The 14835-nt window shown below is 68.5% G+C and carries 10 protein-coding genes and 1 pseudogene; 9 read left to right on the forward strand and 2 right to left on the reverse strand.

Translation table 11 applies throughout. The annotated features are described in order from the left end of the window. The 3 genes from dnaJ to ACFVMC_RS25110 all read left to right on the forward strand — a co-directional run bounded on the left by dnaJ (nt 1) and on the right by ACFVMC_RS25110 (nt 3272). Nucleotides 1-1170 carry a molecular chaperone DnaJ gene (gene dnaJ, locus ACFVMC_RS25100; protein WP_379214040.1) on the forward strand — a complete coding sequence of 390 codons (1170 nt, stop codon included), beginning with the start codon at nt 1-3 and terminating at the stop codon, nt 1168-1170. After that, nucleotides 1170-1580: a heat shock protein transcriptional repressor HspR gene (locus tag ACFVMC_RS25105; protein WP_379214042.1), complete on the forward strand. Its 411-nt coding sequence runs from the start codon at nt 1170-1172 to the stop codon at nt 1578-1580. The genes dnaJ and ACFVMC_RS25105 overlap by 1 nt, the downstream gene beginning before the upstream one ends. 522 nt (nt 1581-2102) lie before the next feature. Continuing rightward, nucleotides 2103-3272, forward strand: a complete 1170-nt coding sequence (locus tag ACFVMC_RS25110) for a globin domain-containing protein (protein ID WP_379214044.1) — start codon at nt 2103-2105, stop codon at nt 3270-3272. A gap of 304 nt (nt 3273-3576) precedes the next feature. Here the strand turns inward: ACFVMC_RS25110 and ACFVMC_RS25115 are convergent. Next, nucleotides 3577-4044 (reverse strand): annotated as a pseudogene (locus ACFVMC_RS25115) (endonuclease); the annotation flags it as partial. A gap of 411 nt (nt 4045-4455) precedes the next feature. Here ACFVMC_RS25115 and ACFVMC_RS25120 point away from each other — a divergent pair. From ACFVMC_RS25120 to ACFVMC_RS25140, 5 genes are all read left to right on the forward strand, one after another. Then, complete coding sequence (locus tag ACFVMC_RS25120; protein WP_379214046.1) at nt 4456-7008, forward strand: LuxR C-terminal-related transcriptional regulator; 2553 nt, start codon at nt 4456-4458, stop codon at nt 7006-7008. A gap of 39 nt (nt 7009-7047) precedes the next feature. Then, the gene (locus tag ACFVMC_RS25125) at nt 7048-8199 is read left to right on the forward strand and encodes a hypothetical protein (RefSeq protein ID WP_379214048.1); all 1152 of its coding nucleotides are present in this window, start codon (nt 7048-7050) and stop codon (nt 8197-8199) included. A gap of 164 nt (nt 8200-8363) precedes the next feature. Further along, entirely contained in the window at nt 8364-9719 is a 1356-nt protein-coding gene (locus tag ACFVMC_RS25130) for a S1 family peptidase (protein ID WP_379214050.1), read from the forward strand. Nucleotides 9720-9795: 76 nt separating this feature from the next. After that, on the forward strand, nt 9796-11085 hold the full coding sequence (locus tag ACFVMC_RS25135) for a S1 family peptidase (RefSeq protein ID WP_379214051.1): 1290 nt from the start codon (nt 9796-9798) through the stop codon (nt 11083-11085). A 71-nt stretch (nt 11086-11156) separates the two neighbouring features. After that, nucleotides 11157-11993 carry an NRDE family protein gene (locus ACFVMC_RS25140; protein WP_379214053.1) on the forward strand — a complete coding sequence of 279 codons (837 nt, stop codon included), beginning with the start codon at nt 11157-11159 and terminating at the stop codon, nt 11991-11993. A 60-nt stretch (nt 11994-12053) separates the two neighbouring features. On the opposite strand, the gene ACFVMC_RS25145 is transcribed toward ACFVMC_RS25140, so the two are convergent. After that, nucleotides 12054-12827 carry a hypothetical protein gene (locus tag ACFVMC_RS25145; protein ID WP_379214055.1) on the reverse strand — a complete coding sequence of 258 codons (774 nt, stop codon included), beginning with the start codon at nt 12825-12827 and terminating at the stop codon, nt 12054-12056. A gap of 495 nt (nt 12828-13322) precedes the next feature. Here ACFVMC_RS25145 and ACFVMC_RS25150 point away from each other — a divergent pair. After that, nucleotides 13323-14835 (forward strand): 4Fe-4S dicluster domain-containing protein (locus tag ACFVMC_RS25150; protein ID WP_379214057.1); only part of this gene is annotated, 1513 nt, incomplete at its 3' end.

Genomic DNA, 14835 nt, shown 5'->3' on the forward strand with positions numbered 1-14835 from the left:
GTGAGTCAACGCGAGTGGATCGAGAAGGACTTCTACAAGGAGCTGGGCGTCTCCTCCAACGCCACGCAGGACGAGATCAAGAAGGCTTATCGCAAGCTGGCTCGTGACCTGCACCCGGACGCCAATCCCGGTGATACCAAGGCCGAGGAGCGGTTCAAGTCCGTCAGCGAGGCGCACGCCGTGCTGTCGGATCCGGCCAAGCGCAAGGAGTACGACGAGACACGTCGCCTGTTCGCGGGCGGCGGTTACGGTCGCGGCGGGTTCAATCCCGGTGCGTCGGGCGGGTTCTCGCAGGACTTCAATATCGGGGATATCTTCGGCGGTGCCGGTGGCGGCGCCGGCGACGGTGGCCTCGGTGATCTGTTCGGCGGCCTGTTCAACCGGGGTGGCGGCGGTCAGCGCACCACCAGCCGTCCGCGGCGCGGCTCCGATGTGGAGACCGAGACGACGCTGGGCTTCCGCGAGGCGGCCCAGGGTGTCACGGTGCCGCTGCGCATGACCAGTCCCTCGCCGTGCACCACCTGTCACGGCAGCGGCGCGAAGCCGGGCACCAGTCCGCGGGTCTGCCCGAACTGCAACGGAACCGGCATCATCAGCCGCAACCAGGGCGCGTTCGGATTCAGCGAGCCGTGTGACGACTGCCGGGGTTCGGGTTCGATCATCGATGACCCGTGCGTCGACTGCCACGGCAGCGGTATCCAGAACCGCACCCGCACCATCACCGTCCGGATTCCCCCGGGCGTCAGTGACGGGCAGCGGATCCGGCTGGCCGGGCAGGGCGAGGCGGGCCTGCGCGGCGCGCCCTCGGGTGATCTGTTCGTGACGGTGCATGTCAGTCAGGACAAGGTGTTCGGCCGCAACGGCGACGACCTGACCCTGGCCCTGCCGGTCAGTTACAGTGAATTGGTGCTGGGCACAACGGTTTCCGTGCCTACGCTGGAGGGTCGCGTCGGTGTGAAGGTGCCTCCGGGTACCGCCGACGGGCGCATCCTGCGGGTGCGCGGGCGCGGTGTGCCCAAGCGCGGCGGCGGCGCGGGTGATCTGCTGGTCACCGTCAAGGTCGCGGTGCCGCAGAAGCTGGATGACGAGGCCACCGAGGCGCTGCGGCGCTATCAGGAGGCGGAGAAGACCAGCGGCTTCGATCCCCGTGCAGGATGGGCAGGTTCGTAATGTCCCACAATCCGAAGAACGCGCCCGGGTCCGGGTCCGGGGCCTCGCGTACCGAGTTCTTCATGATCTCGGTGGCGGCCCAGTTGGCGGGTATGCACGCGCAGACGCTGCGCACGTATGACCGCCTCGGACTGGTGACGCCGCAGCGCACTTCGGGCGGCGGCCGGCGCTACTCGTCCCGGGATGTGGAGCTGCTGCGCGAGGTGCAGCGGCTGTCGCAGGACGAGGGCGTCAATCTGGCCGGGATCAAGCGCATCATCGAGCTGACCAATCAGGTCGAGGAGCTGCAACAGCGAGTGAGCGAGATGGCTGCCGAGCTGGAGCGGTTGCGCGCGGGGTATCGCCCCGATTTCGCGCCGCCGCAGCGCAGTACCGCACTGGTGGTGTGGAAGCCACGACACCAGCGCTAGCATCCGATCAGCTACACATTCGGGCCTCGGGTCCGGTCCGCCGTCGGGCGGTCCGGATTCCGGGGCCCGAGTGCGTTGTCACGGGCCCCGAGGCGGGGTTTGCTGGCGACCACGAGAGTTAACTGTCCGGCGACTCCGCCGGATTGTCCGGCGAATTCAAGCGTCGCCCAGGCCGCCGGATGCGGAGCGGTTGCCGTATCCGGTAGCCGACGGTGCGCAGCCTGTTGCTGTGTGATCGCTCCTCATCCAGGACAAGAGCGGGTCATGCAGAACGAGTCGCGCGAATTCAATGACAGTCCTGCCGATTTCGGCAGAGAACCTTGAATACCAGTTGGTTTCCACCGCTTTTCACATAACGTATATTCGTTTTAGCCGAATTACACGCTTGATGTTCAAGCGAACGATTCCGTTGCTGGCAAACCTCCCCTACACTCCAATCATCGGCTGCTGCCGAGTGACCCACACGACTTTCAGTCACCGGGGCGAGCAAGAGTTCGAGCGCGGAATGGGGTTGTGACGCATATGGATTCGCGGACTGTCGCTTTGATCAGAACCACGTTCAAGGCGGTTGCTGCCGAAGAATCCGGGCCAGAGAGACTAGCCCGGTCCTTCTATTCGATCTTGTTCACCGAGTACCCACAGATCCGCGATTTCTTCCCGGCCGCAATGGATTCCCAGCGCGACCGCCTGGTCCGGGCAATCTCCTACACCCTGGACCGGCTCGAGGAGCCGAACAAGCTCCTCCCGTTCCTCGCCCAACTCGGCCGCGATCACCGCAAATACGGTGTGCGAGACGAGCATTACCAGGCCGTGGCGCATTCGCTGCGCACCGCGATGAGCCGCTTCGCGGGCAACGAGATGTGGACCGACGAGGTCGACCACGCGTGGGAACAGGGCCTGACCCTCATCTGCGACACCATGATCGGCGCCGCTGCCAAGGAGACCACCCCGCCGGTGTGGTCCGGCACCGTGCTGGAACACCGCATGGTGCTGCACAACCTGGCCGTGGTGCGGTTACGCCTGGATCAGGCGATCAAATACGCTGCCGGACAGTACATCAGCGTGCAGATCCCGGCACGGCCGCGGATGTGGCGCTACCTCTCGCCCTCGGTCCCCGCGAATGCCAACGGCGAGATCGAATTCCACATCCGCGGCGTCCTCGGCGGGTGGGTGAGCCCCGCCATGATCAACCAGACCGTCGTCGGTGACCAGTGGCTACTCGGTTCCCCCCTCGGCGGGTTGGGCGTACCGCGCAATTCGAAACGCAAAATGCTCATGATCGCCTGCGGCACCGGCATCGCGCCACTGCGCGCCCAACTACTTCAGATGGCGCAGCGCCGGACCAATCCGAAGGTGCACCTGTTCGTCGGCGGCCACCATCCGTGCGAGCTCTACGATCTGCGGACCCTCAGCGAGCTCGCCGCCGCGCACAAGTGGCTGACCGTCACCCCGGTCGCCGAACGCGAAGAAAACCCTTGGTGGCATGCGGATTCCGGCGAACCCGCACCGCAGCTTCCAGGCCTCGAACCACGGATGACCGGGCAGATCGGCAAGGTGGTCGCCAGCTTCGGCCCGTGGTCGGACCGCGACGTCCAGATCGCCGGCTCCCCCTCGATGGTGCAGACCACCAAATTCCGCCTGATGGCGGCGGGCACGCAGACCAAGAACATCCGGCACGACCCTCTGTTCTGATCGGCACGCCATCGCCGCGGACGGGGCTCGCCGTCCCGGCGAAGGTCGGGATCCACGCGGGTGACGACTATCCGCAGGCTGGCGAACTGGATCCCGGCCTTCGCAGGGGCGACGAGGGGGTCGCCGGGGCGACGCCTCGCTTCGCTCGGCTAACGTCCCGGCGACCGGAGTTTCAACCGGGCACCGGGGGCGCTTCGCTTCCCCGGTGCCGTCCAGCTTCGGGCTTGTCTCGCTTCGCTCGACAGTTCGCCCAGGGGTGCTAATTGGTTGGGCTGCCCTGGGCGGGGGGATGAGTTGCCGTGCGTACCCAGGGCCATACTGGCTGGACTTCGCGCAGGAAGATGCTGGCGCCGGTCGGGCCGATGCCCTGGAACTCCTTAAGCAGGTGGGCGGCGCGGGGTAGGTCGTGTTCGGCTTCCTGGGCCAGGTTGCGCAGGTCGCCGTGGTAGCGATCGAGTACCCGGGCGGCGTTGGCGCCCAGGCGGGTGGCGGTGCTCTCGTCGTAGCGGCGGTAGTGTGCGCGGCCGAGTGCGTCGACCAACTCCTGCCAGTCCGCGTCGGCCACCCGCTGTGGCGTCCGATATCCGGCGGCGATCAGCTCGTGGGCCGCGGCGACCGCGAGCTTCGACGAGATCCGGGTGCTGAGCAGTTCGGCCAGCATCAGCAGCTGGAACAGCGGCGCCGGTTTGTCCGCCAGCGCGATTCCGGCCTCCTCGACGATTCCGGTCCCCACGCGATCGGGCGCCGCGCGGTCGATCTGCTGTCGATTCATGATGCACCTCCACATCGGATACGAATCGCGTACCCGGTGCCGCCGGGTCGAATCATCGGGGACAATCGAGTCGGCTCTCGCGGTAACGGCGGTTTGCCAGCAACCGACATAGTCGGTGGGTCGTCGGGGACCCGATTTCCGCGCTGGCGGATTGCCGAGATCAGCATTGCCGGGTTTCCGGTTTCGAACGAGGTTCACCAATGACACATCGTCTGACGCTCGGCGACACTGTCGCAGCGTCGAATTCGGCCGCACGCGCGGCCCGGGGGATTTTCGGCGATACCGGAGCACGGTACTGCCCGGCGGCAAGGCCGTCTGATGGCCCGGATCTGTTGCGCCACTGCGCAACCAGTGACAGAGTCGATCACGGGCCGACAAGCAATGTGCTGGCAAACATGATCGGAGCTGCCCGTGCCTGACATCGCCTTCGACACGATGCCGTGTGCGCGAGACATCTTCCGGGAACTGGACACCGCGGCAGCGCGCCACGACTCGCACGCACCGGGCGTCTTCCTCATCCGGGGCCGTTCGGGTACCGGCAAATCAACCCTGCTCGCCGCCGCCCGCTCCCGGCTGCAGGACCAGGGCGTTCCGCTCTGCGACACCGTCTGCGACCGGTGCCCGGAACACCGGCCGACCCAGCCGCGGCCCGCCCTGCTCATCGACAACGCGCACACGCTGAACCCCGCTGACCTGCGCACCCTGTGCACGATGATCGAATCGGGGCGCGGCACCATCGTGGTGGCAGTCCAGCCGCGCCCGCACGATCCACACCTGCGGGCGCTGGCCGACGCGGTGGCCCGGCGCGGCCGGATCCTGGATCTGCGCCCGCTCGGCGTCGCCGATATCGGCCCGTTCGCCCGCGAACTCGGGATGACCGTGCCGCGACATGTCGCCCAGCACATCCACCAGCACACCGGCGGTATCCGCGGCGGCGTGGTCGCCGCGCTGGCCGCGGCCTGTTCGGCCCGGCTGGACGCCGCGATTCCGGTGGTTGACGTCGCCGTCACGGACTGGGCGCGAGCCCAGCTGGATCAGTTGGCGCCGGATCTGCTGGAGACCCTCGCCGTCGCCACCACCGGTACCGGCCTGGACTCCAGCGAGCTCACCACCGTGCTCGGAGTGGCAGCGGACGACGCCCAGGCGCTCATCGATCGGGCCCGGGCCACCGCGCTGGTCACCGACGCGGATCTGCTGCTCGCCCCCGCGATCGCGCCGCTGCGCACCCTGCTCGGCGATCACCGCTATCTCGCTGTGCAGCGTCGTCTGTTCGCCGCACGCCTGGACGCCGGTCTGTTACGCGCCCATACCGCGCTGCTGCTCGCCGAGTCCGGGGTCCGGGATCCACGGCTGGCCGAATTTCTGTGTGCCGCAGCCGAACACGCGGGCCGCGAGGCGGTGCGCTATTACGCCGCGGCCGCCGCAGCGGGCGCGGATCCCGATCGGATGGCGCTGCGCTGGGCCGAGGCCGCCGCGCAGACCGGCGACGGCGAGACCGCGATGCGCTTGGCCGAGCCGATGCTCGCGCGCTCGGGCAGCACCGGCGCCGAACTGGCCGAGGCCGTGCGGATCTGCGCGGCGGTGCTGACCCGGCGCGGACTGACCGCCCGCGCGGCCCAGCTGTATGCCTGGCTCGGCGTCGAGCGCACCGGCGCGGACTGGGCGGTCGGCGCCACCGTGCACTATCTGGCGGGCGATACCGCCGCAGCCACCGAACTGGCGGCCGCGGCGCCGCACTGGCCGCCGACCGAGGCCAGCGCCCAGGCCCGGCTGATCGCCGCCGCCCTGGCCGACACCCTCGCCGCCGCCGACACCGAAACCCGTACCACCGCAGCGCTTTCCACCCTCGTACAGGCCGCCGAGGGCCGCGGCGGCACCGATGTGTTCCTGCCCTGCACGGCGGTGTCCATCGCGGCGCTGCTGTGCCTGAGCACCGGCGCGCCGCAACGCGCGGCCGACGCGCTGCGGCGCGCCACCGCGGACGGATTGCGCTGCCACCAACTCCAGGTGCTCGCGGCCTGGGCGAGCATGCTCGACGGCGACGAACACGGCGCCGCCGCCATCACCGCCGCCCTGGACTGGGACCGGCTCGATCTCCGTGACCGGCTGCTCGCCCACGGCGTGGTGGTCGGCCTGGCCCGCCGCGCCGGCGACCAGGCCGCCCTCACCCGGGCCTGGCAGGCGGCCGGCCCGAGCTTCGACACGGTCGATGTCGATCTGCTCACCATGCTGCCGGTCGGCGAGCTCTGGACCGCGTCCGTGCTGCTGCACGAGGAGCGCCGGGTCGCGCCGCTGGTGGAGGCCGCGACCACACTGCTGGCGCGGCTGCGCCAGCCGCCGGGCTGGGCCAATGTCTTCCACTGGTATGCCGTGCAGGCCGCGATCGCGGCCAAGCATCCGGAGCGGCTGCTCGCGGCCGCCAGACCGCTGGACACCGCCGCCACCGCGGGTGACCGGCACGCGGGCGCGCTTGCGCTGGCCGCCCGGGTCTGGATCTCGGTGCTGCGCAAGCAGATCGTGGCCGCCCGGGTCCAGGCCGCGGTCGCGGGCCTGCGCGAGCTCGGCCTGGCGCGCGAAGCCGCCCAGCTCGCGGCCGCGGCCGCCGCGGCCGCCGCCGCCGATGCCGTGACCTCCGCCGCGCTCGGCGAGCTGGCCCGCGCCGCCCGCTCCGCGCTGCGCCCGCAGCAGCTGCCGGCCCGCGTCCCGGCGCCGGCCACCGCGGCCGAGCCCGCCGCCGAGGCCGAGGCCGTGCTCAGCGAGCGCGAGCGTGAGGTCGCCGAGCTGGTCCTACTCGGCCTCACCTACCGGGAGATCGGCGCGCGTCTATACATTTCCGCCAAAACGGTGGAGCATCATGTCGCCCGGATCCGACGCCGGATCGGCGCGACCTCGCGCCCGGAGTTATTGTCGATGCTTCGCGCCATGGGATGCGCGGCCCAGCAGCAGGGCACGCTCTCCGTGTGATTCGGCGCGGGTCGTTCGACATCGAAGCGAGGACATGGGATGGCCACTGGGGTGGGCCTACGGATCGCCGAGGACGAGAGCACGGCCGCGATCCTCACCGACGACGGCGAGCTACAGTACGTCGTCCGGGAGTCGGTCCTGCATATGGCCGACGACGGTGACACCGTGCTCGGCGGCCCGGCTCCGGCCGCGAACGCGCATTCCATCGGCGGTTTCCTCGCCGCGGTCGGCAACCCGGCCGGTATCTCGATCGACGACGGCGAGGCCTACCGGGCCGAGGATCTGGTCGCGACCGCCCTGTTCTGCCTGATCAACCTGACCGCCGAACATCTCAGCGGCCCCGCCGAGTTCTATGCCACCCATCCCGCGCACTGGCTGGCCCAGGACGTGCAGGCGCTGCGTGAGGCGCTGGACTATCTCGGGCTACGTTCGGTGGTGCTGGTCAGCGAGGCGGATATCCCGGCGGTCGACACCGCCGAACCGAACAAGTCCTTCGCCTACGACGCGGCCCGGGCCGCGCTGGCCGCGGTGCTCGCGACGCCCGCGGGCGCGACGCCTCCGGATCCCGGCAGTGCCGAGAACTCGACCGTGGTCACCGACATCATCCCGCAGGTGCCCGCGTCCGCCGCGTCCGCGCAGGCCTATTCGGCAGCGCTGCCCGCCGCCAGTTCGCTCGCCCTGCCCCCGCCCGTCCCGGCCGCGGCCCCCACTCCGACCCAGGCGCTGGCCGCACCGGCGGCGGAGGCCGCGCCCGCGCCGGCCGAGTCCCGGGACCGCCGGATTCCGCTGCTGATCGCGGGCGCGGCGCTGATCGGATTGCTGTTGGGCGGTATCGGTATGGCCGTGCTGTTCCGCGGCGAGGAGACTCCCGCGGTCCCCGGTGTGCGCGACGCCAAATCCGAGCAGTCGACCGTCGCGACGACGCCGCCGCCGATCGCGCCCGTCGTGCCGACCACCACCGAGCCACCGGTCACCATCACCACGACCGAGGAACCGGAGCCGACCACCGCGGCACCGCCGCCGCCGACCACGACCGTCGAGCCCACCACCGAGGCGCCGTCGGTGACCACCGCGCCGCCCACCTCGACCACTACGACCACGACCAGGCGTCCCCGCATCACCGTCCCCACCTGGAGACCGCCCGACTTGGATTGGACGCGACCGTCGAACGGTTACTCGCGTCCGAACTGAACATTCGATTCACTAGAGACCAACCGGGCTTTGTGCCTTAAAGTGATCCGCTGACCGGTGTTGCCGGAAAAATAGCGGAACTCGGTTCGTTGCTGACAAGACTGCGCGCCAACGGATCTGGTGCACGGACGTAGCTGGCACTGCTGTGCCGACGAAGGGACTTCATGCGCAAGTTGGTGGCGCGTCGCGCCGCGGTCAAGGCAGCCTCGATCGGCGCGGCCACGACCGTTCTCCTCGCCCCCATCCTCGCCGCCACGCCCGCCGTGGCTGAACCGGCGCAGCTCACCGCCGAGAACCTGCCCGCCGAACTGGTGCAGGCCATCGAACGCGATCTGAAGATCTCCCCCGCCCAGTATCTGGAACGGGCGGCCCAGGCACAGCAGCTCAGCGCCTACGCCCGGGATTTCCGCGCGGCCCAGCCCGACACCTTCGCCGGCGCGTGGATCGCACCGGACGGTAAATCCGTTGTCGCCGTGACCTCCCCGGACGCGGCCGAGATCGCCGCCGCCGCGGGCTACCAGACCCAGCTGGCGCCGGTTTCGGCCGCCAAGCTGGAAACCTCGATGACCCAGGTGAATCAGTGGGTCGCCACGCTGCCGGTCAGCCTCGCCGATGCGATCAATTCGGTCGCGATCGATTTCCTCAACAGCCAGGTGGTGCTCAGCATCGCCAACACCACCGTCGGGCACGCGCTCAATCTGCCGACGTTGATCGCGAATGTGAAGGTCATCCTGTCCCCCGGCGGCGGCGGTCCGGTCGAGCGGCGCCCGATGGGCGGCGACACCTACATCAGCGCCCCCAAGTCGCTTTCGGATTCCTCGCTGGAGGGCGTCGACGTCTGCTCGTTCGGCTTCAACAGCACCGATGCGGCCGGTAACGCCCTGAATATCAGTGCGGGACACTGCAATCCGAATCTGGGCAAGCCCGACCAGACAGCGACGGTGTACTACCCGAACGTCAAGGACATCCCGGCCAGCCCCGAGCTGGGCAGCTTCGTCACGGCCGAGGTGGGCGGCGACAGCGGCTTGGACTACTCGGTGATCAAGCTGAATGACCGCGCCGTGCGCGCCGGCATGGATCAGCCGTCGGTGCGCGGCGCCAACGGCACCACACTGACCATCACCGGCACCGCCGAGCCGATCACCGGCGCGCCGATCTGCAAGTCCGGCCAGTCCTCCACGTTCACCTGCGGCTTCGTGGTCGCCGATCGAGTGGAGACCCAGCTCTACACCGCCGACGGCGTCAGCCGGATCGTGCGCGGCTTCGCCAGTTCGGCCTGCACCCTGGGCGGTGACAGCGGCGGCGCGATCGTGTCCGGCACCCTGGCTCTCGGCATCACCAGCGGTTCCAATGCGGCCGACGCGCCGAACTGCGACGAGGCCAATATGGCGCTCGCGCCCTACGGCGGCACTGCCACACTGGGCATCCCGATCCGGCCGATCCTCGCCGAGATCAGCGCCCGCGCTGGTAGCGGAGTGGGCAGCGCCATCGAGGTGCGGACCCGGCCCAACGCCGGATAACGATCACAGGTCGATAGTTCGGCGAAACAGTGGCATTGGAGTAGTCGTAGCGGTCCGGAGCCCATATAGTTTCGGCATGCGTCTGCCAAGACTGGGATTGTTCCGTTCGAAATCCGCGATCGCCGCCTCGGCGGCGATTCTGCTGTTCGCCCCGACAGCGGCGATCGCCAATGCGGAACCCGAACCGGCGCCGGCCCCCGCATTGCCCGCGGAGCTGATCACCGCGGTCGCCCGCGACCTGAAGCTCACTCCGGAGGAGTACCTGCGCCGCGCCGATCTGTCGCAGCAGCTGGCCGCCTTCGCGGCGACCACGCAGCGGCAGTACCCCGAGGCCTTCGGCGGCGCCTGGCTCAATGACGCCGGGCAGGCCGTCGTGGCGGTGGCGCAGGGCCAGGGCGCCGACGAGGCTCGAAAGGCCGCGCAGGAGGCCGGGTTCGAGGTCCGCGAGGTCGCCAAGAGCGAGGCGGCGCTGCGCGGTGAGAAGTCGGCGTTCCAGCAGTGGCTGGAGACCCAGCCCGAGGCGGTCGCCGCGTTGATCCGCGGTGTCGCCATCGACACCGTCAACAACAGCATCGCGGTGCGGGTGGAGCAGGCCGGCCTGCCGATGCCAGCCTTCGTCGACCCGGCTCGCGTCCTGGTCACCGCGCCGCCGGTGGCCGCCGAGCAGCTGCCCGAGGCCGCTCCGATCGCGGGCGCGATCGACCAGACGTCGCTGACCGGCGGTTCGGGCTTCGCCGCGGTGGCCGGTCGTTCCTCGCTGCGCTGCTCGTTCGGGTTCAACGGCGTCGACGGCTCCGGCCGTACCGTCAATATCACCGCGGGCCACTGCAACCCCGCGCTCGATCAGGCTTCCCCGGTGCACGAGCTGGTCGGCGACCGGCTCGGCAATCAGCTCGGCGCGTTCCAGAAGTCGGTGCTGGGCAGCCAGGACTACTCCATCGTGCGGATCGCCGATCAGCACCGTGGTCGCTTCGAGAACAGCGGTGTGAAGTCGCCGGGCGCGCCGATCGTGCTCACCGGTGTCGCCACCCCCGTCGTGGGCGCCCCGGTCTGCAAGTCCGGTTCGCGGACCGGCTTCAGCTGCGGCGTGGTGAACGCCGTCGACCAGACCGTGCAGGTCGGCGAGCGGCAGCTCACTCAGAGCTTCTCCGCCAATATCTGCGCGCTGCCCGGCGACAGCGGCGGCCCGCTGGTGACCGGCACCCAGGCGCTCGGCATCGCCAGTGCCTCGTCGGTCGCCGACTACCCGATCTGCGAGATCCCGAATCTGATCGGCCTGCTCACCGGCGATACTCCGCAGCTGTTCGCGCAGCCGCTGGAGGCGGTGCTCTCCGACAACCCCGGCCTGCGGATCAACACCAACTAACTGAACATCTGTGAAAAGGCCGACAGCCCTGGGCTGTCGGCCTTTTCACTTTTCTGGGGCACGCTGGAATCATGTGTTTGGTGTTGCTGGGCTGGCGCGCGCATCCGGAGTACCGGTTGATCGTCGCGGCCAACCGGGACGAGTTCTACACCCGGCCCGCCGAGCCGATGCGCTGGTGGCCGGAGGTGCCCGGGGTGCTGGCCGGGCGCGATCTCGGCGCGGGCGCCGCGATCGGCACCTGGCTGGGACTGTTCTCGGAGCGCGCGCGGTTCGCGGCGGTGACGAATGTCCGCGATCCGCAGGGTGTTCGCGGCGACGCACGCTCGCGTGGCGCGCTGCTGCTGGACTATCTGCGCGACCGCGAGCATCGTGCCGCCGGTGCGTACCTGCACGATGTGGCGGCCGCGCCGGACGACTACAACGGCTACCACGTGGTGGTCTCTGATCTTCGGTCGCTGTGGTGGCATTCCAACCGCGCCGACGCCGCACCGGCCGAATTGGCGCCTGGCTTCCATGGACTGTCCAATGGCCGGTTCCTGGCCTCGGCCGCCCCGGGCCCCGCGGCCGAGTTGCGCGCGCCGGAACGGATCTGGCCGAAGGTGCGCGCGGGCGTGGACGGTCTGCGCAAGGTGGTGGAGACCGAGCCCGGCGCGGTACAGCGGTATTTCGACGTGCTGGCCGATCGCACCGAGGCGCCCGACGAGCAGCTGCCGGGCACCGGATTGCCGCTGGCGCTCGAGCGCGCGGCTTCGGCCCGGTTTATCGCGCACACCGTGCACGGCACCCGGGCGAGCACGGTGCTGCTGGTCCGCGAGGACGGCACCTTCGAGATCGCGGAGCGTTCGTTCAGCACTCTGGGCCGTCCCGAGGGCGCGGTAAGTTTCCGCGGCTACATCGAACTGCCTTGAAATGCCGAGTGGCCCACCCCCGGCGCGGAGGCAGGCCACTCGTGCGAGTCGTGAACCGGATTACTTCGGCATGGGCACGTTCTGGTTCGCGTCGCTCCACTTGCTGGTGCCGGGCTCGGCCTGCAGCGTGTTGAGCAGATCCATACCGGCCACGCCGAGCGCGGGCGCACCGAACGCAATGGTGCCGAGGATGCCACCGATACCGGCGAAGGCGACGATGGTCGGAATGCCGGTGATGATGCACACAAGCAGCACCGCGCAGGATGCTCCGGCGACGATGACACCGGCGATGGTGCCGACGACCGCGCCGACCGCGGTGCCGACGAAGCCGCCGACTGCCGTGGCAAGGCTGAACTGAGTCGAGAATTCGTTCATCGCGCGCTGGTTCTCGACCGGCGAAGCGACCGGCTTGACCGCCACCGCGCTGATCGGCTTGGCCGACACGGCGGCCTGCTGCTCGGCGTTGAGCGGATCCGGGGTCAGTTCCAGGACCTGATCGTCTTCCTTCAGGACCGGCTTGACCGGAACCGGAACACCCGCGATGTTGTACACCATCGGCAGGCTCATGACGAGGTTGCCTTGGGCGTCCTTGATCTGGGCGATCTCGGTGAGCTTCGGCTGGGCGGCCGGGTCGGCCGCCGGTTCCTCAGTGGTCGTCAGCTCGAACTTTCCCCCATTGAGCTTCGTGACCACGGTTTTGTCCACCAGCTTCACCGAGTACTTGAGCTCGGTGGGAGCAGGAGCGGCAGCAGGCTCAGCGTGTGCCGTCCCCACACTCACGGTCATCGCACCGATGACCAGCGCGGCTGCCGCGGTGGTTCTACGGAAGTTCATTCAGTTTCCATTCCTTCATCAGGGTTGTCCGCGAGCCCCGCCTACGGCACGCGAGATCGCTCTTCCATCCGAAAGGTGGTTGGGCCCTTACGGATTCTCCCCGAGCAGTGCGCAGACGGGTGGTGCAAACAGAACGTTCCGAGCGTAATCGAATCGCAGCAAAGATGCGAGATCCGTTACGCAATCAGCACATTTCGAGCACGAGTCGATACAACCGCGGGTACTAAGCCTGGCCTTAGCGTCGGAAGCGCGACGGTCGACGTTTACGGTGATGATTCACCCGGACCCACGAGGGATGGGTATCGATCCGGTGAATTTGCTCACAGGCATTTTGCAGGTCAAGCCCCAGCAAGAGGGGGCACTGCGCAACTGGCGATCGTACAATCGAACACATAAGTTACCGGCGGGTAACTTACTGGCGGTTACGATACGAGCCAACCCGGGAAGTCCCGTACTTCCTACAGCTCGTGTTGCCTCTAAAAGAAAGGTCGCGACATGAATGCCCTGACAGTGACGCTGGGCACGATTGGGGCGGCGCTCAGCCTCCTGTGTTGGGTGTCGTTCTTGGGCGGCGCCCGAAACATCGTGCGGACCATCATGGTCGGCCAGTCCGCGCCGGACCGGTGGCGGCCGTTCCTGCCGCGCTTCAAGCAGATGATGGTGGAGTTCCTCGCGCACACGCGCATGAACAAGTTCCGCACCGTCGGCTGGGCGCACTGGCTCGTCATGATCGGCTTCCTGGCCGGTGCCCAGTTCTGGTTCATGGCTTACGGGCAGACCTTCAAGCCGGAATGGGCGTGGCCGCTGATCGGCAACACCTGGTGGTTCCACCTCGGCGACGAGATCCTCGGCGTGGGCACCATCGTGGGCATCGTCGCGCTGATGATCATCCGCCAGCTCAACCATCCGCGCCTGCCCGAGCGGCTGTCCCGGTTCAGCGGCTCGAAATTCGGCCCCGCCTACTTCGTCGAATGGGTCGTGCTCGCCGAGGGCATCGGCATGGTGCTGGTGAAGGCGGGCGTGCTGTCGCTGTCGGGCCACACCGCCTGGACCGACCCGATCACCGGCCAGATCGCCAAGGTGATCCCGGCCAACGTCACGCTGATCTCGATCTTCGCCTTCGTCAAGCTGATGTCCGGCATGATCTGGCTGTACATGGTCGGCCGCAACATCACCTGGGGTGTGGCCTGGCACCGGCTCTCGGCCTTCCCGAACATCTACTTCAAGCGTGAGGACAACGGCGGCGTCGCCCTGGGCGCGGCCAAGCCGCTGACCGTCGCGGGCAAGCCGGTCGACCTGGAAGCTGTGGAGGATCTGGGCGAGGACGCCGTGTTCGGCGCCGGCAAGATCGAGGACTTCTCCTGGAAGGGCATTCTCGACTTCACCACGTGCACCGAGTGTGGTCGCTGCCAGTCGCAGTGCCCCGCCTGGAACACCGGAAAGCCGCTGTCCCCCAAGCTGCTCATCATGTCGCTGCGCGACCACGGCTACGCCAAGGCCCCCTACCTGCTGGCCGGCGGCCGCAAGGACATGGGCGGCGACGAGATCGGCCTGGTGGATGCCGACGGCAAGCCGGACGAGGCCGCGCTGGCCAAGATCTCGGCCGCGGCCAAGGCCGAGGCGGAGCGTCCGTTGGTCGGTGGTGTGGATGTGAACGGGATCATCGATCCCGAGGTGTTGTGGTCGTGCACGACCTGTGGTGCGTGTGTGGAGCAGTGCCCGGTCGATATCGAGCATGTCGATCACATCATCGATATGCGCCGGTATCAGGTGTTGATCGAGTCGGAGTTCCCGTCGGAGCTGGCGGGGTTGTTCAAGAATCTGGAGAACAAGGGCAATCCGTGGGGGCAGAACTCCAAGGATCGGTTGAACTGGATCAACGAGATGGACTTCTCGATTCCGGTGTTCGGGCAGGACGCGGATTCCTTCGAGGGGTATGAGTATCTGTTCTGGGTGGGTTGCGCGGGGGCGTATGAGGATCGGGCGAAGAAGACCACGAAGGCGGTCG

Origin of the sequence: Nocardia sp. NPDC127579 (assembly GCF_042672005.1) — a bacterium.
Lineage (GTDB): Bacteria > Actinomycetota > Actinomycetes > Mycobacteriales > Mycobacteriaceae > Nocardia.